Source organism: Haloarcula sp. S1AR25-4 (assembly GCF_031624555.1).
Classification (GTDB): domain Archaea; phylum Halobacteriota; class Halobacteria; order Halobacteriales; family Haloarculaceae; genus Haloarcula; species Haloarcula pellucida.
In genome coordinates, this window is the sequence record NZ_JAMQOR010000001.1 from 387678 (window position 1) to 412174 (window position 24497).

General features: G+C 58.7%; 20 protein-coding genes and 1 tRNA gene. 15 read left to right on the forward strand and 6 right to left on the reverse strand.

Annotation, left to right across the window (positions count from 1 at the left end):
• Nucleotides 1–19: 19 nt before the first annotated feature.
• The 5 genes from NDI85_RS02140 to NDI85_RS02160 all read left to right on the forward strand — a co-directional run bounded on the left by NDI85_RS02140 (nucleotide 20) and on the right by NDI85_RS02160 (nucleotide 8974).
• Nucleotides 20–712, forward strand: coding sequence for a DUF3800 domain-containing protein (locus NDI85_RS02140; protein WP_310914774.1), 693 nt, complete (start codon nucleotides 20–22; stop codon nucleotides 710–712).
• Between the two features lie 220 nt (nucleotides 713–932).
• Nucleotides 933–3059, forward strand: coding sequence for a DUF262 domain-containing protein (locus NDI85_RS02145; protein ID WP_310914775.1), 2127 nt, complete (start codon nucleotides 933–935; stop codon nucleotides 3057–3059).
• Between the two features lie 307 nt (nucleotides 3060–3366).
• Nucleotides 3367–5667 (forward strand): restriction endonuclease, encoded by a 2301-nt coding sequence (locus NDI85_RS02150; RefSeq protein ID WP_310914776.1) that lies wholly within the window; start codon nucleotides 3367–3369, stop codon nucleotides 5665–5667.
• A gap of 2730 nt (nucleotides 5668–8397) precedes the next feature.
• Entirely contained in the window at nucleotides 8398–8670 is a 273-nt protein-coding gene (locus NDI85_RS02155; protein ID WP_310914777.1) for a ribbon-helix-helix domain-containing protein, read from the forward strand.
• A gap of 10 nt (nucleotides 8671–8680) precedes the next feature.
• Nucleotides 8681–8974, forward strand: a complete 294-nt coding sequence (locus tag NDI85_RS02160; protein WP_310901767.1) for a type II toxin-antitoxin system RelE/ParE family toxin — start codon at nucleotides 8681–8683, stop codon at nucleotides 8972–8974.
• 516 nt (nucleotides 8975–9490) lie between these two features.
• On the opposite strand, the gene NDI85_RS02165 is transcribed toward NDI85_RS02160, so the two are convergent.
• Complete coding sequence (locus NDI85_RS02165; protein WP_310901766.1) at nucleotides 9491–10309, reverse strand: CBS domain-containing protein; 819 nt, start codon at nucleotides 10307–10309, stop codon at nucleotides 9491–9493.
• A gap of 110 nt (nucleotides 10310–10419) precedes the next feature.
• Between NDI85_RS02165 and NDI85_RS02170 the strand changes: the two genes are divergently transcribed.
• Both NDI85_RS02170 and NDI85_RS02175 read left to right on the forward strand, forming a co-directional pair.
• Nucleotides 10420–10776 (forward strand): hypothetical protein, encoded by a 357-nt coding sequence (locus NDI85_RS02170; RefSeq protein ID WP_310901765.1) that lies wholly within the window; start codon nucleotides 10420–10422, stop codon nucleotides 10774–10776.
• Between the two features lie 260 nt (nucleotides 10777–11036).
• Entirely contained in the window at nucleotides 11037–11762 is a 726-nt protein-coding gene (locus tag NDI85_RS02175; RefSeq protein WP_310914778.1) for a hypothetical protein, read from the forward strand.
• A 177-nt stretch (nucleotides 11763–11939) separates the two neighbouring features.
• Here NDI85_RS02175 and NDI85_RS02180 read toward each other — a convergent pair whose 3' ends face one another.
• The 3 genes from NDI85_RS02180 to NDI85_RS02190 all read right to left on the reverse strand — a co-directional run bounded on the left by NDI85_RS02180 (nucleotide 11940) and on the right by NDI85_RS02190 (nucleotide 15410).
• Complete coding sequence (locus NDI85_RS02180; RefSeq protein WP_310914779.1) at nucleotides 11940–13043, reverse strand: site-specific integrase; 1104 nt, start codon at nucleotides 13041–13043, stop codon at nucleotides 11940–11942.
• A 189-nt stretch (nucleotides 13044–13232) separates the two neighbouring features.
• Nucleotides 13233–13307 (reverse strand) — tRNA-Glu (locus NDI85_RS02185).
• A 150-nt stretch (nucleotides 13308–13457) separates the two neighbouring features.
• Nucleotides 13458–15410, reverse strand: coding sequence for a 3-hydroxyacyl-CoA dehydrogenase/enoyl-CoA hydratase family protein (locus NDI85_RS02190; protein WP_188995064.1), 1953 nt, complete (start codon nucleotides 15408–15410; stop codon nucleotides 13458–13460).
• 114 nt (nucleotides 15411–15524) lie between these two features.
• Here NDI85_RS02190 and NDI85_RS02195 point away from each other — a divergent pair, with 114 nt between their 5' ends.
• From NDI85_RS02195 to NDI85_RS02205, 3 genes are all read left to right on the forward strand, one after another.
• Nucleotides 15525–16682 (forward strand): acyl-CoA dehydrogenase family protein, encoded by a 1158-nt coding sequence (locus NDI85_RS02195; RefSeq protein ID WP_310914780.1) that lies wholly within the window; start codon nucleotides 15525–15527, stop codon nucleotides 16680–16682.
• A gap of 117 nt (nucleotides 16683–16799) precedes the next feature.
• Complete coding sequence (locus NDI85_RS02200; protein WP_310914781.1) at nucleotides 16800–17240, forward strand: Hsp20/alpha crystallin family protein; 441 nt, start codon at nucleotides 16800–16802, stop codon at nucleotides 17238–17240.
• A gap of 74 nt (nucleotides 17241–17314) precedes the next feature.
• Nucleotides 17315–17926 (forward strand): DNA-3-methyladenine glycosylase 2 family protein, encoded by a 612-nt coding sequence (locus tag NDI85_RS02205; RefSeq protein WP_310914782.1) that lies wholly within the window; start codon nucleotides 17315–17317, stop codon nucleotides 17924–17926.
• A gap of 16 nt (nucleotides 17927–17942) precedes the next feature.
• On the opposite strand, the gene NDI85_RS02210 is transcribed toward NDI85_RS02205, so the two are convergent.
• Entirely contained in the window at nucleotides 17943–19295 is a 1353-nt protein-coding gene (locus tag NDI85_RS02210) for a RimK family alpha-L-glutamate ligase (protein ID WP_188995056.1), read from the reverse strand.
• Between the two features lie 128 nt (nucleotides 19296–19423).
• On the opposite strand from NDI85_RS02210, the gene NDI85_RS02215 reads away from it, so the two are divergent.
• From NDI85_RS02215 to NDI85_RS02235, 5 genes are all read left to right on the forward strand, one after another.
• The gene (locus tag NDI85_RS02215; protein WP_188995054.1) at nucleotides 19424–20446 is read left to right on the forward strand and encodes a succinylglutamate desuccinylase/aspartoacylase family protein; all 1023 of its coding nucleotides are present in this window, start codon (nucleotides 19424–19426) and stop codon (nucleotides 20444–20446) included.
• A 184-nt stretch (nucleotides 20447–20630) separates the two neighbouring features.
• Nucleotides 20631–21026: a succinate dehydrogenase, cytochrome b556 subunit gene (sdhC, locus tag NDI85_RS02220; RefSeq protein ID WP_188995052.1), complete on the forward strand. Its 396-nt coding sequence runs from the start codon at nucleotides 20631–20633 to the stop codon at nucleotides 21024–21026.
• A complete protein-coding gene (locus NDI85_RS02225; protein ID WP_188995050.1) occupies nucleotides 21026–21391 on the forward strand; it encodes a succinate dehydrogenase hydrophobic membrane anchor subunit in 366 nt (121 codons plus the stop codon). The genes sdhC and NDI85_RS02225 overlap by 1 nt, the downstream gene beginning before the upstream one ends.
• A 2-nt stretch (nucleotides 21392–21393) precedes the next feature.
• Nucleotides 21394–22284, forward strand: coding sequence for a succinate dehydrogenase/fumarate reductase iron-sulfur subunit (locus NDI85_RS02230; protein ID WP_188995047.1), 891 nt, complete (start codon nucleotides 21394–21396; stop codon nucleotides 22282–22284).
• A 38-nt stretch (nucleotides 22285–22322) separates the two neighbouring features.
• Complete coding sequence (locus NDI85_RS02235; RefSeq protein ID WP_310914783.1) at nucleotides 22323–24149, forward strand: FAD-binding protein; 1827 nt, start codon at nucleotides 22323–22325, stop codon at nucleotides 24147–24149.
• Here the strand turns inward: NDI85_RS02235 and NDI85_RS02240 are convergent.
• Nucleotides 24146–24466 carry a cupin domain-containing protein gene (locus tag NDI85_RS02240; RefSeq protein WP_188995042.1) on the reverse strand — a complete coding sequence of 107 codons (321 nt, stop codon included), beginning with the start codon at nucleotides 24464–24466 and terminating at the stop codon, nucleotides 24146–24148. The two genes, NDI85_RS02235 and NDI85_RS02240, sit on opposite strands and share 4 nt — an antisense overlap.
• Between the last annotated feature and the right edge of the window lie 31 nt (nucleotides 24467–24497).

Genomic DNA, 24497 nt, shown 5'->3' on the forward strand with positions numbered 1-24497 from the left:
GATGGCTCGGACGTTGTTCGTGCATGTTGATGAGAGTGGGAATCCGTCTAAAGGGTCATACTATGTAGTGGCGGCTACGTGGTGTCTTTCTGAGCGGGGCCGGGCGAATGAGGTGTTACGGCATACGGCTGATGAATTGAAGACGATTGCTGAGAGTGCGTTGCATGGGTCTCAAACGTTGTCTGAGCTGAAGGGAGCTGCATTGCCGGTTGCGGTTGTTAATACGACTGTTGGGTGTTTGAATCAAGTTGAGTATGATGACCCGACGATTGAGCAGACCCGGTTGCCGTGGGAGATTACGTACCCGATCCGATTGTCAGTACACGCGGTGAATCCGGATATCGGCAATGACGTGTTGACTGACGTGATCGGGAACTTCGATGAGTCTGTTCAGGCATTGAAGACACTGGCGTTGTGCAGCGTACTAAACCCGTTATTTCAGACGACTCACGTAGATCTAAGTACGGTTGATTCGATGTGCGTCGTTCTGGATTCTGAGGTGTGGCAAAACCCTGCGGAGAAGGTAGCGACTGTGTTGGATCGTGCTGCGGGTGAGGTTCCTCCGATTGAATTTGACACTCGTGATAGCAAGGATGCGGCGGGGCTACAGGTTGCTGATTTAGCGGCATACAGTTGGGCTAGACATCAGCGGAAAGGAGACTGTGAAACGGCCGTCGAAACGCTTCATCCGCTTCGGTTCGCAAAGAAGTAACTCAGAAGTATGCTCTCGGAAAGGCTACCAGGTAGCCTCACGGAACTCAGTACCCTCAAGGAGGGATCATTGATCCGTGCGCCACCTGCTCATATACATATATTCAGCGAGGTGGTTTAATTCTTCCTACTGCCCTGTGGCGAACTTTGCGTAGACAGGAGTTAGTGACTGTGGGTGTGGTGCCCGTAGCGGTTTTTACGCGGTGTGTTGTTGCATGCGTATGGAGTCCGGGAAGAAGTCTTTGGAGGAGTTGACGACTGCCGGGGTGTTTCACGTGCCGGCGTATCAGCGGTATTATTCGTGGAAGAAGCCGGAGTGGGATGACTTGTGGACTGACTTGTTTAATCTGCCGAGTGGGAAACAGCATTATTTCGGGACGATCATCATTCAGAAGACCGATGAAACGGTAACTGGCGGGGATGCAAGCGGGTACGGCACCTCGGCGGAGAAGCGCGTGAACTTACTGATCGACGGGCAGCAACGGTTGACGTCACTGGCGTTGTTGGTGACGGCGATGACTGAGTGTTTAGCTGAACTCGCACCGTCGACAGCGCATGAAGACGAGATTGTAGCGGATGTGACGGAGATGCGCGAGACGTTCTTGTGTGACGATAATATTTATCAGTTGGAGCTGCTGGATGAGGCGGACAATGAGTACCTGCAGCGAATTATTGACGGCCGGAATGTCCCGGAGCCGGAGCGGCCGTCACAGCGGAAAATGGTTGATGCGAAGGCGTACTTTGATGCGCAACTGGCGGACCTTGTTGAGTCGGCTGATGGAGACTTAGTCGGGGTTGCGAACTCAATTAAGCAGCTGTGGCAGACCATCGTCGAACTAGAGTTGATGGTGTACGTGGTTGACGCTGATAACCCGGAGAAAGCGACGTTGATTTTCGATAGTGTGAACGATCGCGGCCGGTCACTGTCGACGTTCGATAAGACGAAGTCGTTCTTGATGCGGACGGCGTATTTGGCTGCGCCTGATGAGCCTACCGCGCAAACGGTTATTCAGCGCATTCGACAGGCGTTCGGGAAGATGTACAGTTATCACCAGGAAATGTTGGAATCACCGTACGTGGGTGGGATTAGTGATGACGCGGTGCAGCGATATCATTTCATTTCGTTTTTCGATTGGTCGGACAGTGACCAACACAGCGACCCGACGTTCCTAACGGAATTGAAAACCCGGATTCGAGAACTTCGATTAGAAGACCCTGAAGCGTGTCTCGAATACATTCAGGAGTATACAGCTGATTTGGAACGCGGATTCAACGCGTTATCAGATGTGCTTGCGTATCGCGGTGACGATGAGATTGCATCGTTAATCGACCGGATACATCGCTTGCGTCACGCCCGGAAGTTCTACCCGTTGGTACTGAAAGCATGGCCGGAACTTTCCAATGATGAGCGACTGGAATTGCTGGATGCGATTGAGACGTACATTTTCCGCGTGTATTCCATCGGGAATCACCCGAGTCACACGGGCGAATCGAGTCTGTACATTCGGGCGCGAGATATCGGTGCTGACAGTCCGATTGACGTGTGGGTGAGTCGTCTCGTGAACGTGATGAACCGGTACGAAGATGACGCGCAGTTCAGGCGGTCTGCCGCTGCGACTGATTTGTACTCAAAAGCAAGTTCACAGGACCTCCGGTACTTTTTCTACTTCCTCAACAGGCATCGTGCCGCAACAGAGGGTGAGCGTGGCGGCCCCTCGTTAGCGGAAGCAATGGGTAGTGAGTACACAGTCGAACACATCTGGCCGCAGTCACCTGAGGAATTACCATTGACCGATGGCGGGGAGTACCCGAGTCCTGAAGCGCGTTACAACGGGAATGTCCACCGGCTTGGGAATCTGACGCTGGCGAGTCGGTCATGGAACTCGTCGTGGGGGAACTGTTCGTTCGAAACGAAACACTCCAAAGGGTACGGGAACTCACAACTGTGGGTCCAAACGGATATTCAAGACCAATACGATGAGTGGTCGATTGCGAACATCGAGGACCGGGAAAAGCAACTCATTGAGTTCATGCTAGAGAAGTGGGCGACACCAGAGACGCGTTTCGGCGGGATTGACGACCCGGCCACCGCTGTTGCAGCGCTGACTGAGATGGAACGAGTGGTCCTCAAAGCGTTGTGTCAAAACCCCGACGGTGCGATTCGACGAGACATCCATGCGGATGCCAGCACGGTACCTGACTCACCGTTCACAAACCCGAACGTAAACGGAGACGAACGCAGTGACGTCGGATCCATCTTGAGCCGACTCCGCAGTGTTGGACTCGCAGACCGCAACAAGTACACGTGGTATCCAACCGAGGACGCCCAAGCCGTCGATATCTCTTAACACGGGATTTTATTCAGACAGCACGCTGCTTGGAGTTTCGAATTGATGACCGCGTGAGGATAATGTGTTGAACGACATCGGTGAGTGAGAGGAAGCCGGAGACCGGTCAGTATTGGTCGTCTGGTTGAGCGGTATTGGGATGGCGCTGCGGTCTCCTCTTTGGAAGGAGCCGACGTTGCACCGGTAGCGATGCTTGCTGCCGGGAGCTGTGCTAACAGAGCGAGTTTGAAGCAGGTGGTACTCCCATGTTTTATTTTGTGACAGGGATTGCTGTAGGGTAGTATGGTTTCGTGGAGACGTGGATGTAATGCCGCCAAGTGATGAGTTCGAGCGTTCGGGAGTGCCGGAGATTGATGCTGCCGTTTCGAAGATAGCGGAGGGTGATGCGCTGGCGGAATCGGGGGAGCGGGTACTCGCGGCGGGCCAATATCATGAAGCCATTTTGCAGTTGAAGCGCGTACGAGAACGCACTGATGGGCGGGTTCGTGAGATTGCTGGTAAGCTCTTGGGATGTGTGAATAAGCGCGGGCGGCGACTGATCGATGAAGATTCCGTGCCTGGTAGTGGGGATGTCGATGCAGTGCTAGAAGAGGCAGGTACGGACGGGGAGTCTGGTGTCTCGCGTCAAGACACGGGAGAGAAAGCGGACCAGGGGCAGTCTTACGTATCGAGTTACAGAGCTGTTCGGGAACGGATTGCGGAAGGCGACCGGTTCCGGAGGGATGAGGAGTACGAGGCAGCGATTGCATCGTATGAGGAAGCGAAAACCCTTGTTGAGCAGCAGTTGACGGGATCCAGCGGAAAAACGCTGGAAACAGAGATCAACTTAGGTCTACGTAACGCTCGTCGTAACATCCAATCTGAGCCGAGTGACGAGCTGAAGGAAATTTACCGGGATATTCGGGAGCGAATGGCGGAAGGGGACCGGTTGCGGAGTAGAAACGAGTATGCTGCAGCGATTGAGTGTTATGAAGAAGCGGCTGACGTTATCGACCAGCGGTTGACGGAGTCCGGCGGGAAAACGCTGCAAACTGAGGTGGAGTTGAATCTGCAGAAAGCTCGGCGTCAGAAACGAGTAGTGGAGCAGCGAATCGCAAAGCTGGACAGCGCCGTTCAACAACTCGATTATGAACTCCTCGCGCGACACGGTTTCGAGCTTCCGTATCGCCGCGCAGTGATTGCCTCAGAGACGGTCGAGGAGCCGCCAGAAGTGGTGTACACACCGCCGTCCAACTTGGAGGTTATTGATGCGATGACGGCGTATTATGACGAACTCGGATCGTTCGAAGAGCAGCTTGCTTCGGTCGCTACCGAAGGTGGACAACCGACTGCAGTCACGGAACCACTCGGAGAGATGCTGACTGCGAGACACCCGAACGTGCAGGGAGATCCTGACGGTGAGCAGGCTGTGGTTGGTGCTGCGAAAACTGTGCTTGAGGGATACTCGATTCTCCTCCAGAAAGACGATGACGACGGTGTGTCGGAACTTACGACGCGACTCGAAAAGCTCCGTAACGACAGGGGTGCCGATGCGGTCGACATGGCTGCACAAGAAGTGGTCCGCCGCCTGCATGATGTGCGGTCGTGGATCGGTGAGCGTGCCCGGCGCGTTGATCTCCAATCGCAAGCTAGTGATGTTCGTAACAAGTGGCCAGGGACCGCCGGGACGCACCTCAACCTGGACGTTGATGTCGTTGCCCGCCTCACTGGTACCGACGCTGGCGAGCCATCACTTTCACAATTCAACTCCGGGCTTGAGGTCGCCGAGCGACTCGTTACGCTTGCATCTGAAGTCGAGACTGTGCGGGAAGATTACCGAACGCCTCTCGTCGACGAACTTCCAGCGGTGTTCGGCGAGTATCTACACACAGGGGATATCAACGGTGCGCGCATCGATAGATTAGAAGAGATACTCAACGCTGTTGAGGCGGCGCTTGACGCACACCGTCAGCACCCGTCGCACCCATTCGACCGAGTGGTTGACTACATGTACGCGGAGCTAAACGCGGAGAGATTCGACGAGGACACTGCTGCGTTACTGCAGTTAATCGAGAACGCGGTCGCTGTCCTTGAATTCCTCAATCGCGTAGACGCGGAACACCCAAGCGTCCAGCCAGCTGAGTGGAAAGAAAGCGTCGACACGGGATTAGAGACCGTTTCGCCGGAGCTCGTCGAACCGGTAGCGGCTCTCGTTGACCGGATGAGCGAAACGTATTGGGAGCGGCATCATCTGTACCAGTTCGAGTGGGAAGAGTTTGAGCGACTTGTCGCGTTAGTCTTCCAGTCGAACGGGTACGAGACCCGCGCGACGCAGGCGACAAGAGACGGTGGAGTCGATATTTGGGCACAGCAGCGAGGGGATCGTGTCGCTATTGAGGTCAAACAGTTCGACACGGGGAACCTAGTCGGCCGTCCAGTACTACAGAAACTCGCCAGTCACATCGCTACCGGTGACGCCGACCAAGTCATCGTCGTGACCAGTAGTGACTTCACTGACACGGCACGGCAGTACGCGAAGGACTTCGACCAGAAGATGCGCCTCATCGACGGCACACAACTCGCTCAGATGCTTACAGAATCAGATCAGCCGCCGCCCCTGACAGGATAGACGAAATGGACCGCCCCTCCAGTAGGTCCCCGTTCGCTCAATACCGGGTGTCAACGCACGTGCGCTATGACCGCACGTGCTGGACCGGGACAGTCCCCGCCGCAAAGGCAAGGGAGTGCCTGCACCCTCAAGTGAGAATCAAGCCCGGATAATTATAAAATCGATTGTCGGTGTTGGGACACACCCCCTATGCCACGCATACACTACAGAGAGCAGTCGCAATTACTACTCGCCTATGCCTCAGTCTCAAAGTCACTTGGCGAACCAACACGAGATCTCCCACCACCACACCCACGAATCACTATGTACCCGTAACGGACGCCGCTCGAATGCCCGGTGAATACTGTACCTTACCAAACTGATACAAGCAAACTTCAGCCTACCCACATGGCGTCTGAAAGCGGAAGCCCCCTCCGGCAACTGCGGTTCCAACGCTACGGGAGGTGAATCCTCCTCAACCGTCTATTAGGTCACCCATCTTGGGACAGTATCGAGGGTGTAGAACATTTGACTTACCCCAATGACTCCCATATATTTCTCCGCCGAGCTTCTAAAGCTCTCTAAAACCTAAGCGAAATTCGTGATTTCAGAAGTCTGTTCAGAACCCCCGGTAATATCAATGTAAATCTGTTGCAGAACCGTTGAAATCGCAAGACTACAAGGGGGAAAATCTCGACCAGAATCCGCAAAAATCGATGAGGCGCAGAACAGGGACTCAGCCGGTAGTCGCAGCTGGTGTTAATAATACATTGAAATCTGTGACGATTAGTACAAAACCGCCGCACGGCAAGAAAATGAACACCAATGTAAATCTACACCGGTTTGTGAGAAATCGCAAGACGTGAGAATACGAGTATTTCCCGATTTCTCGATGTGAATCTGAGTTATTAACGGAAAATCCGTTTTCTAAGTATTCTATCAAATAAGTCATTCTACGTACTCATGTATATTTACTACATTATGTGCAAAACCGCAGGACAGCAGTGCGTTACTGTTTAATGTATTTCAATGACAATCCCTACAGAATCGCCTTACGACGTCGTACAATGAAATTAGAACAGTTCGTGCAAAAAGTTTCAGACTGATAGTTTCGAGTTCTTATATAATCTAAAGAGAATTTCCTTATAGCAGCCTTTATTAATTCTCTTCTGGAGTCGAATCAAGTATATAGGTATACTGATATTTGCGGAAAGTGCGGTCAATCTGTTCCGCCTCTGAGCTCGCTGTGCCACTCGATTGTTGGTCAGTGCGTTAGCATCAGACTTTGCAATCGATTTGTTTTCAGGACAGGGGGTTATTGTCGGCAACTGAATTGCGGACAGGGGGTTATTGTCGGCAACTGAATTGCGGACAGGGGGTTATTGTCGGCAACTGAATTGCGGACAGGGGGTTATCTTTGAATATCTTCGGGAATATTCTCTGAAAGTTCAATAGCACTGCAATATGCCCTTCAACATCTCCACCCCGGGGGGAGGGGGGTTGTCCGCAATTCCATGACGGGGTTTGTGGGGCCACATTTCATCGGAGAATCCGCCAGGATGACTAGATGGATGAGACAGTGAAAGACAGTGAGAGGGACTACAGCGGAAGTGCGGTTAGACGAGATAGTGTCAGAAGAGGCTGTAACGCCTCTTCTTCTAGTCTAGCGTCTAGACGCTAGTAAGTAAGCATTATACTTTATGGTGCCGGCAAAATCAGGCACCCGGACAGCACAGCTAGACAGCAAGTCAAACCACAGAATACAACCGACACAGCACCTCTAACCATCATCTTCTAATACCCTCTCCCAACAGCAGCATCTCGACTGCGGAATCCTGATCTGCTGGAATACCTCTCAACGGGTGTCATGGAATTGCGGACACACCCCCTCCCCCCGTCCCCGTCCTCAACAGAGATCGTAAGTAATGATCAGATATCACCACCACCAAACCCTTATTTTTGTGAGCGGCCGAGTTTCGCCTGGAAGGACGACTGTCACACGCTCCTTCCATTCCCTTTCCATGCCTGAGGACACGGAGCGGCTTGGTCACTGTCCGGACTGTGGTGAAAGCATTTCTCCCGCGTGGGCGTTGGTAGAATATGAGCGAAACGATGGTTCGGAAGGTATATCGGCTGAGTGTCCGGCGTGTGAAGACGTGGTCGCGCCGGAATAGTTTTTGAGAGCGGTCGGCGCATCTGTCTCGCTTGCACTGGTTCGGCTTACTGGTTGTCGTCGTCCGCCATGTGTGCTTGAATGTCTCCTTTGAACTCTTGGACGCCTGGCGCGGCGTCGGCCCGAACCGGGTTGAGCGGCGGTTTTTCGGAAACCAAGAACACATCGTAGGAGAGACTCGCTCGTATCTCTAGAATGTCGCAGAGCTCGTCGAATGATTGGCGTGTCTTGATCCATGTGGCTGCCGCGAGCAGTGACAGTGGCGGTGATCCACTCTTTGCTTACGCTGCGTAGCTCGGGGCGTGGAGTTCATACCGCGGCGATCGGTCCGACATATCTACACGCACGCATCGCTCCTCCGCTTTCGGGGCAAAGCGGAATACAACGTCTGCAGAGTCTAACACGAGTTCCGGGTGCCGGTCGATGAGTCTGGTGTTGTATTAGAGCCGTATGGAATCTCACTTAGATATGAACCGCAGTCATGAGACAAATCTGGATTTTCTGGAGGGATTCCGGGAGGCTGTTTGCGACGACGAGTGAGAGACAGTTCTTTGAGTACTACCCGCGTGCCACGGAGTATGACCACGGGTGCGGACGACTACGGCGACAGGGATATGGTGAAATTGAACGTGAAGGTTCCGAAGCGGCTTCTGGAGGAGATCGACGAACTGGCCGAGGAACTGGAGTACACCAACCGCTCGGAGTTTGTCCGTGAGGTGCTGCGCGACACCACGGAGCCTATTCTGACGCCTGGCGCGCAAGAGGGTGTTTCGGAGGGCTACGCGGATGTGGCGGCGGGACGGACGATGTCGACGGACGAGGCCCGCGAGCGCCTCGGTATCGACGACTGAGGGCAGAACGGTGGCTCACGAAGTTGTTCTGACGGAGATGTTGGTCGGAACGCTGGAGCTGTTCGAGCCGGAGAACGCTGAGCGGATTATTAACAAGTTGGAGGACATCGGTGACTTTCCGGGCCGCTTTCTTGACCGGCTGAAGAATCACCCTGGTTACAAGCTTCGCGTCGGTGACTTCCGCGCCCTGATCGATTGGGACAAGGACAACAAGATGATCTACGCCATTGACGCCTTCGAGCGGAAGAAAGAGTACCGCGAACTTGGGAAGTCTCGGGAGGTATGGAGGGTCGTAGCGAGATGAGGAGTAGGTGGTGATAGAGCATAGCACAGGATGAAGAAGCCGGGTCTCTTTGGGTGAAGCGACGGCCGTCAGCGTACTCGCCTGAAGCGTCCGGTCACGCTTCGGTATTTGTGCTTGGATTGGCCGTTTTGACTAATTATTTGGAGTGTGTAGAAAGCGTATGACAGAGTTTCGCTATCACTTGCTCGCTATTTTTGCCGGGCTGGTTTTAGCCGCGTATAGTGTGATCGGAACACTTGGTGGTGCGCCAGCGAGTGCGTACCAGTTGGCACTTCTGATTGTGGGGCTCGTAATCGCTGTGGCTTTTGCGTTCCATCTTGGAACGTTGTGGGAACGGCGAGACAATGAACCGCATTCGCGGTAAGATTGAGTCTGTGCTAGATCGTCTATCACCTATGGCAGCATTGATCGGGGTCGTACCTCGAGCGCGGGTTGGGTGGAGATGATTGTGTGGTGGGGGAGAAAGTGTGTCCGCAGTTATTCCGCGGTGGGTTTGGGACGTTCCTCTGTCATGTGTTACTCTTCGGGGTCCGGGTCATGTCCGGCGTCTTGGAGTTGGGTGAGTACTTGATTGATAGTTTCGAGCGTGTCGTGTAGGTTCTCAGTGGTTCGGCCGGAGCTGAGGAAGTCGTTGCTGTCGGTGTTTTCGATGAGGAGGTTGGCGTGGGCGACGTCGTTACGGAGCTCCGTGATTTCGTGGAGTCGCGTGCTTGCACCGCCTTTCGAGGTGAATCCGCAAGTTTGCCAGCAGGCTTCGACGCTGGTAACGATTGTTTCGAGTGTCGAGAACTGTGCGTAGTGCAGTTCGTCTAATTCGATGTTGGCGGCTTTCGCGTCTTCGTACCGAGAGTTGATGTCATCAAGTTCGTCTACTGTTACTGGCGTGTTTTTCCAGTCGGGTGCTTTGTCGAGGATGAGTTCGCGGAGGTGTTCTTCGAGGTGCGTGATGCGGTCGAACAGGTATATTCGGGCGGGGCCGGTGTTGAGGTCCGCGCGTGTGAGTACCCCATTGACGTGGTTGTGGCCGCCGAGGAAGTATACTGGTTTCTCGATGAGGGCGGACAGAACTGTTGGGAACGCTGCGTCGCCGCTGATTATGTGATCGATGGTAAGCGGGGTAAGGTGATCGGCGAGGTCGTCTCCGTCGGTGTCTGTGTCGATGTCGGTTATGTGGATGAATCCGACGGGAGTCCCGTCTCGATAGATCGGGGCGGTATCGTACCCGTTGTTGGTGAGCCACGCGGCGGCGTCGGCGGGCGTCGTGTCGTACGAGAGGTGCTCGACGGAGCTTGTAGCGAGTTCCGTCGCCGTACAATGGTACAGTTCCCGAGGCATATCCGACAATTAGTTTCGAGTCACTCAGTTCTAGTGAGGGTCGCAGCGGCAAGAGCCACTGACTACCACCGTAATACTAATGCACTTTGAGCATAAATTGTAACTTAGTTATGCTCAAGGGGCATTTCAACTCAGCAGGGGCGAGTATCTCCCATGGGGATGCGGGTGTGCTGTTTCCTGTTACGGATCTCATTGGGACGATCCATCAGTATCGAGAAGCTGAACTCGCCCTCGAAGCTGTCGATAGTTCTGATGTCATTGTGATCGCACCGACGAGTCTAGCGAGCAGTTACGCCCTAACGCAGCACATCCTAACTGCAATTGCTATCGAGACACTCTCACCAGCCGTTCAGTCGCACCTCGATGAGGCGCTCGAAGAACCAATCGAGGACTTCAAACTCATTCAAATCGGGAAGTGGATCGTGGACGCCTCGAACCACTCACTCGCCGAATTCGCTGACGCTTAACCGAGACGCTAATGAGGCTTAGAAAACAGCCCTGAAGTAACATATCTCCCTCAAGTACTGTTAAAATTTTTATTTTATCAAATTCTCCAAACTAACCCTTTAAAACAGGTAGTTACTCTAATTTCGTAGGTCAATGATCGTATCGTTTCACACGGCACATGATAACCGTCTCGAGGGGCCAGATTCGAGAACGCAGAATCAAAGGCAACTAACACTCCCCCCGGAACCAGGAAAGGTACTCACATGGGATGGTGGCGACTGTGAGTAGTGATTCCGCGGATGACTCAGAGGAGTCGTTCCCGCAGTTAAACGAACGGCAAGAGGTCATTTTCGAATCGAAACTCGAAGATTTCAGAGGGTACCTCGAATCAGAAGGGAAGAATCCACGAAAAGAAATTGGGTACTCCGAACAGTCAATCGGGGCACGAGTCTCACGCGTGCTGCAAGCTATTGAGTGGGTCTGGAGAAACGACGAAACTTCTACAGATATCTCGCAGGAACAAGCGAACGAAGTAATCGAAGCCCTTGCCACCGACGATTTCCGACGCCAGGATGGCGATCGGTACGCCGAGGGAAGCAAACGAAAGATCTCGAACGCACTGGTCAATTGGTTCCGATTCAATGGTTCAGATTGGGAGCCGGATATTAGCTTCAACGATGAGCCGGCAAAGAACGGGGCAGACCCGTTCACCAAAGACGAAGTCAATTTGCTTTGGGATACGTCGCTGACTTACAAGTCCATCCCGAAGTACAACAACCTCACCCCCGACGAGCGCGACCGCTGGCGAGCATACCTCGCACAAGAACTCGGTAAACCCAAGAGCGAAGTCAGACCGGCGGATTGGAAGAAGGTCAACAAGAATTGGAAAATCCCGTCGCTCATCGCAACTCAGAAGGCTGCAGGGTGGCGTCCAGCGCTCGTCAATCGGATGCGAGTCCACTGGTACGACGCAGAAGCACAACTCCGTCGGCACCTACACGTATGAGAAGTACAAGGATCTCAAAATCGTCGCGAAGCAGTTGCGACAACAAAGTAAGTCGTCAGCGGCTCGATACGTCCACCCGACTGAAGAACTCCAACGCTCAGCAGCGAATATCCTCTAAGACTCGGTTGAAGAAGCATTACAGTGCCATATGAGTAGCCGCTTATTGTAGCTCTGCGTCTATCCCATCCGATCTAACGCATCCTGGCGGTCTTCCACTGGAACTTGATCGTACTTCATTGTCGTTTCGGCGCTCTTGTGCCTGAGCTGTGCCTGAGTGGCCGCGAGGTCCTCCTCACGAGTCATATATGTGACAATCGAATGACGTATCGTATACCAACTCATTTGCCGGTGAGTGGTGTCGATGTCAGCAATATCGCAAAGGTTGTGCAGCAGGTATCGGAGCGAGTTCGTGGTGTACGGATTCGATTTCCGAGTCAGCCAGATCGAATCCGTGTCGTCGTACTCCGGGTACGTCTCGCGCTCAGCGAGCCAGTTGTCGAGTGCTTCAGCCGTCCGGGACTGGAGACCGACAACCCAATGATCCCGGTTCTTCGCGCTCTGCTCTTTCGGGATGCGGAGAACCGCGTTGTCCGTATCCACCCACCCGACTTCCGACCGTTCCACCTCGACCGGTCGGAGTCCCGCATCAAGACTCGTCCAAACGAGCGACGGAACCTTCCACCCGTTCGCGCGGTCCCAATCAGAGGGTGAGATCTCCGATTTCGGTTTCTCAAATCGTTGGGCGAGGTACTGCTTCCACCTGTCTCGCTCCGCCGGCGAGAGGTTGTTGTAGTTAGGAACGGAGCCGTATTCGAGCGCCGCCTCGCGCACCGCAGATCGCTCCTCCCGGGTGAGGAAGTCCCGAGGGTTCGTACTAGAGTCGGCAGCGAACGTGATATCGGGATCCCATTCACTACGACCGTACTCGTGATGTCGCCATTTGAACAGTCGCTTGATCGCTTTCTGGCAGTTGCGCTTGTGTGTCGCACTCGCGTCCCCACGCGCGAGTTCTTTCATCCACGCGTCGGCGTGCTCGTGCGTGACGTTTCCCGTGTACCCGTCCTCTTGGTCCCACACAAACCGGTAGAACTGATCCATCCGATACGCACCTTGCTTCACTGTACCCACCGCGTATCCAACTGCCTCATCTGGTCGCTTTCCGAAGGTGAGGAGCCATTCGAGACAAGCCTCACGTTCGGTTCGGTAGTCGAGTAGTTGACGCTGGTTGAGGTACTCTTCTGACCTGTCGGTTACGACAGGGAGCTCGTCGAGTTCGTCCATTAGATCCACCCCCGTCTTGCGATTCGTGCGTATTTGGCTAGTCCTTTGAATCGAATAGGTGGGACAAACGGGCTAATCGCAAGACGGCGCCGGGGTAAGTGAATCCTGATTTCTGACTTGGCCTGAAACATTGGCTATCATTGCTCTATTCACGACTCAAAAAAACGCAAGACGGCGGTAGAATTGGGATGCTCGGTATGGGATTTGAACCCATGTCCTCGGCTCGAAAGGCCAAGATGATTGGCCGGACTACACCAACCGAGCGCATTCCTGCGTTTCGGGTGCTCCAATTTAACCCCATCGAAATACGGGCTATCTGTGGCGCGGTCACACGGTACGTCCGGACCGCATCGCTGGTCGGGCAGGAACCCAGCCCTGAATCGGAAGCAGAACGATCAGCGCGGTGGTCTGGGCTTACTTCCCTTCGAACTCGGGGTCGCCGTCACCCATGAACGCCGTGATACCCTCCATTACGTCCTCGGTGCCGATGAGGTGGCCGAAGGCCTGTGACTCGACTTCGAGGCCGGCGTCTTTGTCGTCGCGCCCGGCGTGCATCGCACGTTTCGTGAACTTCTGGGCGACCGGCGGCCCGGCCGCGAGGTCCCGGGCCAGTTCGAACGCCCGGTCGTCCAGTTCGTCGTTCTCGACGACTTCGTTGACGAAGCCGTAGTCGGCCATCTCCGCGGCGTCGTAGCGTTCTGCGGTGAAGATAATCTCCTTGGCACGCCCCTCGCCGACGATGTTGGCGAGGCGGACGGTACCGCCCCATCCGGGCAGCAGACCGAGGTTGTGTTCTGGTTGGCCGAGTTCCGAGCGTTCAGAGGCGACCCGGAGGTCGGCACACGTCGCCAGTTCCATCCCGCCGCCGAGCGCGTAGCCGTCGATGCCGGCGACGACGGGCATCGAGCACTGCTCCAGTTTGCCGAACGTCTCTTGGCCCTGCTTCGAGAGTTCGACGGCTTCCAGCGGCGTCGCGTTCGAAGCCATCGACTGGACGTCGGCCCCGGCGGAGAACGCCTTCTCGCCAGCCCCCGTGACGAGAATGGACCGCACCTCGTCGTCGTCCTCCAGCAGGTCGATGGCCTCGCTCAGTTCGTCCATCAGGTCGGGGCTGACCGTGTTCATCCGGTGTGGACGGTCCAGTACGATGTGCCCGACCATCTCGCCCGGATACTCGAGAGCGATGTTCTCGAACTCGGCGGCCGTCTCGTCGTCGCTCCCGTAGAACCCACCGGACTCGGCGGCCTCACGCAGGCCGTCAGAGACGGCGTAGCGGGCCTCGTGGACCTCCTCCAGCGTCTCGACGAGCGTGTCGAGACCGGCTTTGTCGGCCAGTTTCGCCGGGCCTTCGGGGAAGCCACCGCCGAGCATCACGGCCTCGTCGACGTCGGCGACGGGCGCGACGTCGTTCTCGACGAGTTTGCCGACCTCGTTGGCCATCACGGCCAGCAGACGGCGCTCGACGTCTTCGCGGCCGGCGTCGGTCGGGATGTCGACGCCGCCGTCCTCGTAGTCGTAGAAGCCCTCGCCGGTCTTCTTGCCCAACTGTTCGTTCTCGACTTTCTCTTCTAAGAGTGGACACGGGGCGTACGGTTCGCCCAGCACCTCGTGCATGTATTCGAGGACGTGCAGGCCGACGTCGTTGCCAACCTGATCGGAGAGTTCGAACGACCCCATCGGGAGGCCCATGTCGAACTTCGTCGTCGAGTCGACTTCGGCGATAGTGGCGACGTCGTCGTGGACCAGCCAACAGGCCTCGTTCATCAGGGGGACGAGGATGCGGTTGACGATGAACCCGGGAGAGTCCTTGCGGACGCGGACCGGGGTCTTATCGAAGTCCTCGGCGAGTTGCTCGATCGTTTCGAGGGTCGCTTCGCTCGTGTGTTCCCCGGAGATGACCTCCACGAGTTGCATCCGCACCGGCGGGTTGAAAAAGTGCATCCCGCAGAACTGCTCGGGACGCTCGGTGACTTCGGAGAGTTCCGTAATCGAGAGGCTGGAGGTGTTCGTCGCGAAGATGGCGTCTTCTGGGGCGTACTTCTCGACGTCGGTGTAGACGTCTTTCTTTATCTCCATCTTCTCGGGGACGGCCTCGATGACCACGTCGGCGTCGCCGACGGCCGCGTCGACGTCGACCAGTGCAGTGACGCGTTCGAGCGCTTCCTCGGCCGCCTCATCGGAGAGGTGGTCTTTCTCGGCGAGTTTGTTCAGCGACCACTCGATGTTGTCGTAGCCGTTCTGGACGAACTCCTCTTTGATGTCGCGCATCCGAACCTCGTAGCCCGCGAGAGCGGCCACCTCCGCGATACCGTGACCCATGTTGCCCGCGCCGAGCACTGCCACCGTCTCGATGTCCTCGAAATCCATGACATGTATCCCCACTGTCGGCCCACGTTTCAACGTTTCTCTCGGTGAACAACATCTCTACAGTTTATCTCGGATTACGAACCATTAATGCGTGGTCACGTCAACACATCGCACATGGACTTCGAACTGTCCGACGAGCAACGCCAGATCCGAGACGAGGTCCAGCGCTTCGCCGAGAACGAGATCAGACCGGTTGCATCGGAGTACGACCGCGAGGAGAAGTTCCCACACGAGGTGGTCGAAAACGCCGCCGAGATGGGGCTGACGGGGGCGAACATCCCGCTGGAGTACGGCGGCGTCGGCTACGACACGCTGACCAACGCCATCATCGCGGAGGAACTGTTCGCGGCCGACCCCGGCATCGGCCTCTCTATCCAGTCGGCGGCCTTCGGTGCCGACGCCATCGTCGGCTTTGGGACGGCGGAACAGAAAGCGGAGTATCTTGAGCCGGTGGCGGCGGGCGACGCCATCATGGGGACGGCCATCTCCGAACCGGACACCGGCTCGGACGTCTCCTCCGTATCCACACGGGCCCGCAAGGACGGCGACGAGTGGGTCATCGACGGCAACAAGATGTGGATCACCAACGGGACCGTCGGTGATTACTTCGTCGTCCTCTGTCAGACCGACCCCGACGCTGAGGGGCGATACAACGGGTTCTCACAGATTCTCGTCGAGGCCGACCGGGACGGCTTCGAAGCGGAAAAAATAACTGGCAAACTGGGTATCCGTGCCTCGGACACGGCCGAACTCGTCTTGCACGACGTGCGCGTGCCCGAGGAGAACCTCGTCGGGACGCGGGGCGCGGGGTTCCTCCAGATAATGCAGTTCTTCGACGAGACGCGGACCGGCGTCGCCGCACAGGGGGTCGGCATCGCCCGCGGCGCGGCCGAGCGAGCGCTCGAGTACGCACAGGAGCGCGAGCAGTTCGGCCAGTCCATCTCCGAGTTTCAGGCCATCCAGCACAAACTCGCGGAGATGTTCACCGAAATCGAGGCCGCCCGGCAGTTGACCTACAAATCGGCGTGGAGCGTCGACAACGCCGACGACCAACTCACCCAACTGGCGTCGATGGCCAAGGAGAAAGCCTCCCGCGTCGCCGTCGAGACGGCCGACGAGGCGGTCCAGATTCACGGCGGCGCGGGCTACGTCGACGACTTCGACGTCGAGCGGTTCTACCGCGACGCGAAGATTACCCAGATCTACGAGGGGACTACCGAGATTCAGAAGAACATCATCGCACGCGAACTGCTCGGTAAGGGGATGGTCTGAGCGCGCCGGACAAAGCCCGGCTTACCGACCGGAACGCCGACCCGAACCGCCGACACAGCGCCCCTTCTCGCCGTACTGGCTGGCTAACTAAGCGGCGGTCACGAGAGGCCCCTACGTATGGCGCGGAAGCTACCACTCGACAACATGGAATCGTGGTTCGACCAGATGAGCCGGCAGTTCGAGGAGGCCGCCGAGCGGTGGGGGGCGGGGTTCGAACCGTGGACGCCGGAGATGGGGTCCCCCCGCGTCGACGTCGTAGACGAGGACGACGCGTTCGTGGTGACTGCCGACCTCCCCGGGTTCGACAAGGACGATCTCGAGGTGTACATCAGCGATCAGACGCTCGCCATCGAGGCCGACCACAGCCACGAGGCCGAGGAGACGGACGTCGACTACGTCCGTCGTGAACGGTCACACCGGTCGGTATCACGTCGGATTCGGCTTCCGGGAAGTGTCGACGAGGACGACGTCTCGGCGTCGATGGACAACGGCGTCCTGACGGTCCGCATCGGGAAGGCCGACGCCATCAGTGGCGGCCACCAGATCGACATCGAGTAGCAGTCCCAGTACTGGACTGCCCGTCCGCGGGCCGACAGACAGGTTCTTTCTCCGCCAGTCACTACCGTGGGCCGATGACGGACTCGCCACACGAGACGCTCCGCGAGGACCCAGACCTCGGACCGTTGGTCGACGCACACGGCGAACTCACGCTGGACCCTGCGGGCGACCTCTTCGAACGCTTGGTCGTCTCTATCCTCCGGCAACAGGTGTCCATGGCCTCCGCGGCCGCGACGCGAGAGCGCCTGTTCGACGCCGTCGAAGTGACGCCCACCGGTATCCGCACGGCCGACGACGAGGTGTTGCGCGACGCCGGTCTCTCCCGACAGAAGACGCGGTACGTCAACGAGGTGGCGGCGGCGTTCGAGGAGGAGGGGTACAGCATCGACTACTTCGAGGGGCTGACCGACGACGCCGTCCGCGAGGAACTGACGGCCATCACCGGAGTCGGCGACTGGACCGCGAATATGCAACTGCTGTTCTCGCTGGGCCGCGAGGACGTGTTCCCGGTCGGTGACCTCGGGGTCCGGAAGGGGTTTGGCAACGTCGTCGACGAGGGATACGACCGGTCGGAGATGGTCGAGTACGCGGAACGATGGGCGCCGTACCGGAGTTACGCCACGCTGTACCTCTGGCGGGCACAGGAAGACATCGCCGAGAGCGTCGCCGAAGTCACAGAAGAGTAGTCGGCCGACGGTGTACTTACTCCAGCGTCTGCTCCTCTTCCTCGGTGTCGGATTCGTACTCGTCGTCCGCCCGACGGTTGACGTTCACCTGATAGTGCTTGAGGATGTCCCGCCCGAGCAACAGCGGGTAGTCCATGTGCGAGCGGTCCTCGACGCTGGCCGTGACGGTGTGCTGGGTGCCGCCGATACCGACGACGAGGTCGACGACGGGTCGCGAACGGCCGGATTTGACGCTGCCGGACTTGATCTTCACGATGTCGAGGATGGGGCCGGTCCCGATTTCGGCGGCCAGTTCGGCGTCGATGCTCGTTCGGGTGGCGCCGGTGTCGGATTTCGCGAGGACGGTCTTGTGGCCGCGGGTTCCCGAGACGACGACTTCTTCGATGTAGCCGATGGTGACGTTCTCGGGCATCGTCGAGGTCGGTTTGCGCGGCATCGCGGTTGGTTGGGAGTCGTCCAGCCGGTCGGAGAGTCGCTCGACTTCCGCGTCGTCGACGCTGCCGCCGGCCTTCTCGATAGCACGCTGTGCGATGTACGGCGCGGGACTGATGCCACAGGCTTTGAACAGCCCTCGGAACCCTGCCGTCGGGTTCACTTCGAGGACGTAGTAGCCGTCTTCGCCCTGTACGATGTCGACGCCCGCGTAGTCGAGGCCGATAGCCTCGACGGAGTCCAGTGCCATCTGCCGGACCTCCTGCGGGAGGTCGCCGGTCATGTCTTCGACTTCGCCGCCGAGGGCGACGTTCGTGCGCCACTCGCCTTCGGGCGCATAACGGTTCATCGCGCCGACTATCTGGTCGCCGACGACGTAGACCCGCAGGTCGTGGTGGCGCTGGCCGTCGTGTTCGAGGAACTCCTGTAAGAACGCGTGGCGTTCGCCGACCTGTGCGTTGACTGGTTCGTCTAACTCGACCATCCACGTCCCGCCGCCGTGGGTCCCGATAGCCGTCTTGTAGACGGCCCGGTCGCCGAACCGGCCGCGTTCCTTGTTGAGTTGCTGGGTCGACAGTGCGAGGACGGCGTCGGGGATGCTGATTCCGGCGTCCGCGAGGGCCGCAGCGGTGGCGAACTTGTGGAGTGCAGTCATCGCCGGCGTCGGTTCGTTCAACATCGGCGCCGCCTTGTTGAGCGTTAGCGCGAGCCCTGCACCCTCCATCGGATGCTCGTCACTGGAGAGCAAGAGTCGGTTCGCGATGACGTCGACGTCGGGGTAGAGATTCAGTTCGCCGTCTTCGGTCGTCACCGTGGTGTTCTCCTCTCGGAGCCACTCCGTGTCACAGCCCATCTCCTCGGCGGCGTTCAGAATCGCCTTCGTCTCCTTGCTCGAGTGGAGACTGAGAACACCGACCGTGATGTCTTCGGTACGCATACCGCGGTAGTTCTGAGGGCGTCAGCAAAACCCTGATGGGTCGCTGGCCTGCGAGTGTGTCTCTCCCGATGCCGGCGTGACAATCGTTCGCCAGACACCCTTTTACCGGCCGTCGTGTTTGTACGGGCATGGACGAGGCCGAACCGTTCACCTACGACGGTGGACGGGTAGACCCCGGCGAGACACAGAACGTCCGGTACACGGTCAGCGAGACGTACATGGGCGACCCGGTTCGGATTCCGGTCACCATCGTGAACGGCGAGCGCCCGGGTCCGACGGGCTTCCTCTCGGCGGCGGCCCACGGCGACGAACTGAACGGCATCGAAGTCGTCAGAGAAGTCGCACACGAGTGGAACCACGAGCAGTTGGCGGGGACGCTGGTCTGTCTGCCAGTCCTCAACGTCCCGGCGTTTCTCGCACAGGAGCGGTACCTCCCCATCTACGACCGGGACCTCAACCGCTCGTTCCCGGGGAACCCCGACTCGACGAGCGCCAAGCGGATGGCCGACCGCATCTTCCGGAACTTCCTCGAACCCTGTGACTTCGGACTGGACTTTCATACGTCGACGCGTGGCCGAACCAACATGCTCCACGTTCGGGCTGACATGGACGACCCGGCGGTAGCGCGGGTGGCGAAGGCTTTCGCGTCGAACGTCATCATCTCCTCGGAGGGTCCGTCGGGGTCGCTCCGTCGGGAAGCCAGCGCCGTCGGTGCCTCCGCAATCACCATCGAGATGGGCGAAGCACACCGGTTCCAGCGACCGCTCATCGACACCGCGCTGGAGAGCGTCCGCTCCGTGCTGGCCGAGTTCGGGATGCTCGCCTCGGAAGTCGTCCAGTGGCCGGGGTGGCGCACCGTCATCGAGAACGGCGACGAGAAGACGTGGATACGCGCCGACGCCGGCGGACTGGTCGACATGCACCACCAGCGCGGCGACCTCGTGTACGAAGACGACATAATCTGCACCATCGCGAATCCGTTCAAGACCGAAGACACGACGGTCCGGGCGCCGTTTACCGGACTACTCGTCGGTATTCTGGAGAACCCGCTCGTCTATCCCGGCAACCCGCTCTGTCACCTCGTCCACCTCGACGAGCGGACGCGACGGGCACTGGAGCGGACACGGGAGTTCCCGGACGAGAGCCTGTGACGGCGCCCGTCTCGACACCGGGCCCGTCGGTTCGAGCCAGCGGCGTACACGCCGAGGCCGCCCACGCCGAGGCCGCCCGAGTCGGGCCGCGAAAACCGGTCAACGAGCGAAGATATTCGGCGATTCCGGCGATACACGCACGCGGTAGTAACTACTATTTGTCCCCGGACTAACCCCCCAGTGTATGAGTCAGTCTTACAATCGCGGCACCGTCGAGGACTTCGGACGGTGGCGGGAGTTCTCGGCCGGGATGTGGGCCTGGATATTCCACAAGTTCACCGGCTGGGTGCTCGTGGGCTATCTGTTCACCCACATCGCCGTCCTCAGTACCTCGCTCGGTGGCGCCGAACTCTATACGAACACACTGCAGGGGCTCGAAGCCCTGCTCGTCGTTCGCTTCCTCGAGGTCGGCCTGCTCGCCGTCGCCGTGTTCCACATCCTCAACGGCATCCGCCTGCTGATGGTCGACCTCGGTGTGGGCCTCGAAGCACAGGACAAGAGCTTCTACGCGTCGCTCGTCCTGACCGGCGCTATCGTCGTCGCAAGCATTCCGACGTTCCTCGGGGGGCCGCTCGCATAATGGCAGAACACTACTCCTCCTTCGAGCGGGGTGGCCGCCGCTGGCTCTTCCAGCGGTTGACGGCCGTGTTCCTCATCGGCGTGCTGGCGTTTCACTTCATGCTGTTGCACTTCGTCAACCACGCGGCCGACATCACCTTCGCCGGGACGCAGGCCCGTATGGGGCAGTGGAGCTACTTCGCCACGATGTGGCTCTTCCTCGTCACGGCGACGTTCCACGGCGTCAACGGCGTCTACAACGCCCTCATCAATCAGGGTATCAGCGGCTCACAGAAGACCGCAGTCAAGTACGTCCTCGTCGTCGCGGGGCTCCTCCTCGTCGCACAGGGCACGCGGGTCGCACTCGCGATGAACGGGCTGATCTAACCATGAGTACACAGATCGAACAACAGGAGACGGAGACGGAGGGCGAGGAAGAAGAGACCGAACCGGCGGTCGAATCGCCCGGCGACCAGCGTCGGGCGACCAAACGCCAGCGACAGGCCGAGCGAGACATCCAGCGGGAGACAGAGGAAGCGAGCCTCGACGACGAGGAGACGGTCTCGCTGAAGGTGTTCCGCTACGACCCCGAAGTCGAGGGCAAGCAGGAACCCCGCTTCGACGACTTCACCGTGCCGTACCACAAGGGGATGACCGTCCTCGACGCGCTCATCTACGCGCGGGACCGCTACGACTCCTCGCTGACCTTCCGGCACTCCTGTCGGCAGGCGGTGTGTGGCTCGGACGCGCTGTTCGTCAACGGCCGGCAGCGACTCGGCTGTAAGACCCAGCTCTCGGAACTCGACGACCCGGTTCGCATCGAACCGCTCCCCCACCAGGAGGTCGTCAAGGACCTCGTCGTGGACATGGAGCACTTCTACGACCAGATGGAGGCCGTCGAACCGTACTTCGACGCCGACGAACTACCGGCAGACGACTTAGAAGAACAGCGCCAGAGCCGAGAGAACCGCGAGAAGGTCAAGATGTCGACGCGGTGTATCTGGTGTGGCGCCTGCATGTCCTCGTGTAACATCGCCGCCGGGGACAACGAGTACCTCGGTCCCGCGGCCATCAACAAGGCCTACCGCTTTGCGATGGACGAACGCGAGGGGGAGAACCGCAAACAGGAACGCCTCCGCATCATCGAACAGGAACACGGCGTCTGGCGGTGCCAGACCCAGTTCTCCTGTACCGAGGTGTGCCCGAAGGACATCCCCCTGACCGAGCACATCCAGGAACTCAAGCGCGAAGCAGTGAAGAACAACCTCAAGTTCTGGTAGTCCTAAGCGAAGCCAGACAGACGTTACTACTTCCCACTATGTACGAACACGACGTTATCGTGGTCGGCGCGGGTGGCGCCGGCCTCCGAGCGGCTATCGCAGCGGACGAAGAGGGTGCAGACGTCGCCCTCGTCACGAAACTCCATCCTGTCCGCAGTCACACGGGCGCGGCAGAAGGGGGCATCAACGCCTCGCTCCGGGACGGCGACTCCTGGGACCTGCACGCCTACGATACGATGAAAGGCTCCGACTACCTCGGAGACGCGCCGGCTATCGACACGTTCGCCAAGACGGCGCCCGAAGAGGTCATCCAACTGGAACACTGGGGGATGCCGTTCTCCCGCGAGGACGACGGCCGCGTCTCCCAGCGACCGTTCGGCGGGATGTCGTTCCCCCGGACCACCTACGCCGGCGCCGAGACGGGTCACCACCTCCTGCACACGATGTACGAGCAGGCGGTCAAGCGCGGCATCGAGGTGTACGACGAGTGGTACGTCACCAACCTCGCGGTGACCGATCACGACGACCCCGAGGACCGGGAGTGTCACGGCTGTGTCGCCTACGACATCAAGTCCGGGAAGATAGAGGGGTTCCGCGCCACGGGCGGCGTCGTCCTCGCGACCGGCGGTCTGGGGCAGGCGTTCGACCACACCACCAACGCCGTCGCCAACACCGGCGACGGCTGTGCGATGGCCTACCGGGCCGGCGTCCCGATGGAGGACATGGAGATGATCCAGTTCCACCCGACGACGCTCCCGTCGACGGGCGTGCTCATCTCCGAAGGTGTCCGCGGCGAGGGCGGCATCCTCTACAACGACGAGGAGGAGCGGTTCATGTTCGAGTACGGCTACGCGAACAACGACGGCGAACTCGCCTCGCGTGACGTCGTCTCCCGGGCCGAACTCACGGAGGTCAACGAGGGCCGCGGCATCGAGGACGAGTACGTCGACCTCGACATGCGCCACCTCGGCGAGGAGCGCATCCTCGACCGACTGGAGAACATCCTCCACCTCGCGGAGGACTTCGAGGGCGTCGACGGCCTCGACGAACCGATGCCCGTCAAGCCCGGCCAACACTACGCGATGGGCGGCGTCGAGTGCGACGAGAACGGCGAGACGTGTATCGATGGGCTGTACGCCGCCGGCGAGACGGCCTGTGTCTCGCTGCACGGCGCCAACCGCCTCGGCGGGAACGCCCTGCCCGAACTGCTCGTCTTCGGTGCCCGCGCCGGCTACCACGCCGCAGGCAGGGACATGAAGACCGCGGAGATTCAGACCGGCCTCTCCGCGAAGAGCGAAGCCGGGGACGTCGAACCGCCCGTCACTCCCGGGGCAATCGACAGCGGTAGCGAAGACGTCGCCGCCGACGGCGCCGCCGTCGAACCGACCGGCGTCATCGAGAACGCCGTCGAACGAGAGCGCGAACGCGTCGAGACGCTGCTCGAGGAAGATGGCATCAACCACGCCGAGGTCCGCGCCGACGTACAGGAGACGATGACCGAGAACGTCAACGTCTTCCGCAAGGAGGAGGGCCTGAAAACGGCACTCCGAGACCTCCGGGAGGCACGCGAGGCCTACGAGGACGTCGCCGTCTCGGACCCCTCTCGCACGTACAACACGGACCTCATCCACACCATCGAGACGCGCAACATCCTCGACGTGGCCGAAGCCATCACGCTCGGTGCGCTGGCCCGCGAGGAGTTCCGCGGCGCTCACTGGCGTGCGGAGCATCAAGAGCGGAAAGACGACGAGTGGATCAAACACACCATGCTCGCGTGGAACGACGGCACGCCGGAACTGTACTACAAGCCGGTCATCCTCGAGGGCGACGAAGAGACCTACGAACCGAAAGAGCGCAGCTACTAGGGCGCTCCGACGAGGACGAACTGACTCTCTCCGTCTCCGTTCTGTATCTGCCGTTCCGATTCGGGGTCGATTCTGAGTGCGTCGCCGGCCGTCATCGACACGTCTTCACCGTCGACGGTCACAGTGGCCTCGCCCTCGACCAACACGTACACTTCTTCGTGGTCCCGGTCGGCGTGGTTGTGGGGTTTGCCCGTCCAGCCCGGACCACAGTCGACGACGGTGACGCCCAGTTGCTCACACTCCAGCGGGTCTCGCAGGAAGTGCATCGCGTCGGCGACCGGTTCGGTGTCGGTGTAGTCGACTTTGGTGTAGCTCACGGCGTCACATTCGCGCTGCTCGCTTGAGTAA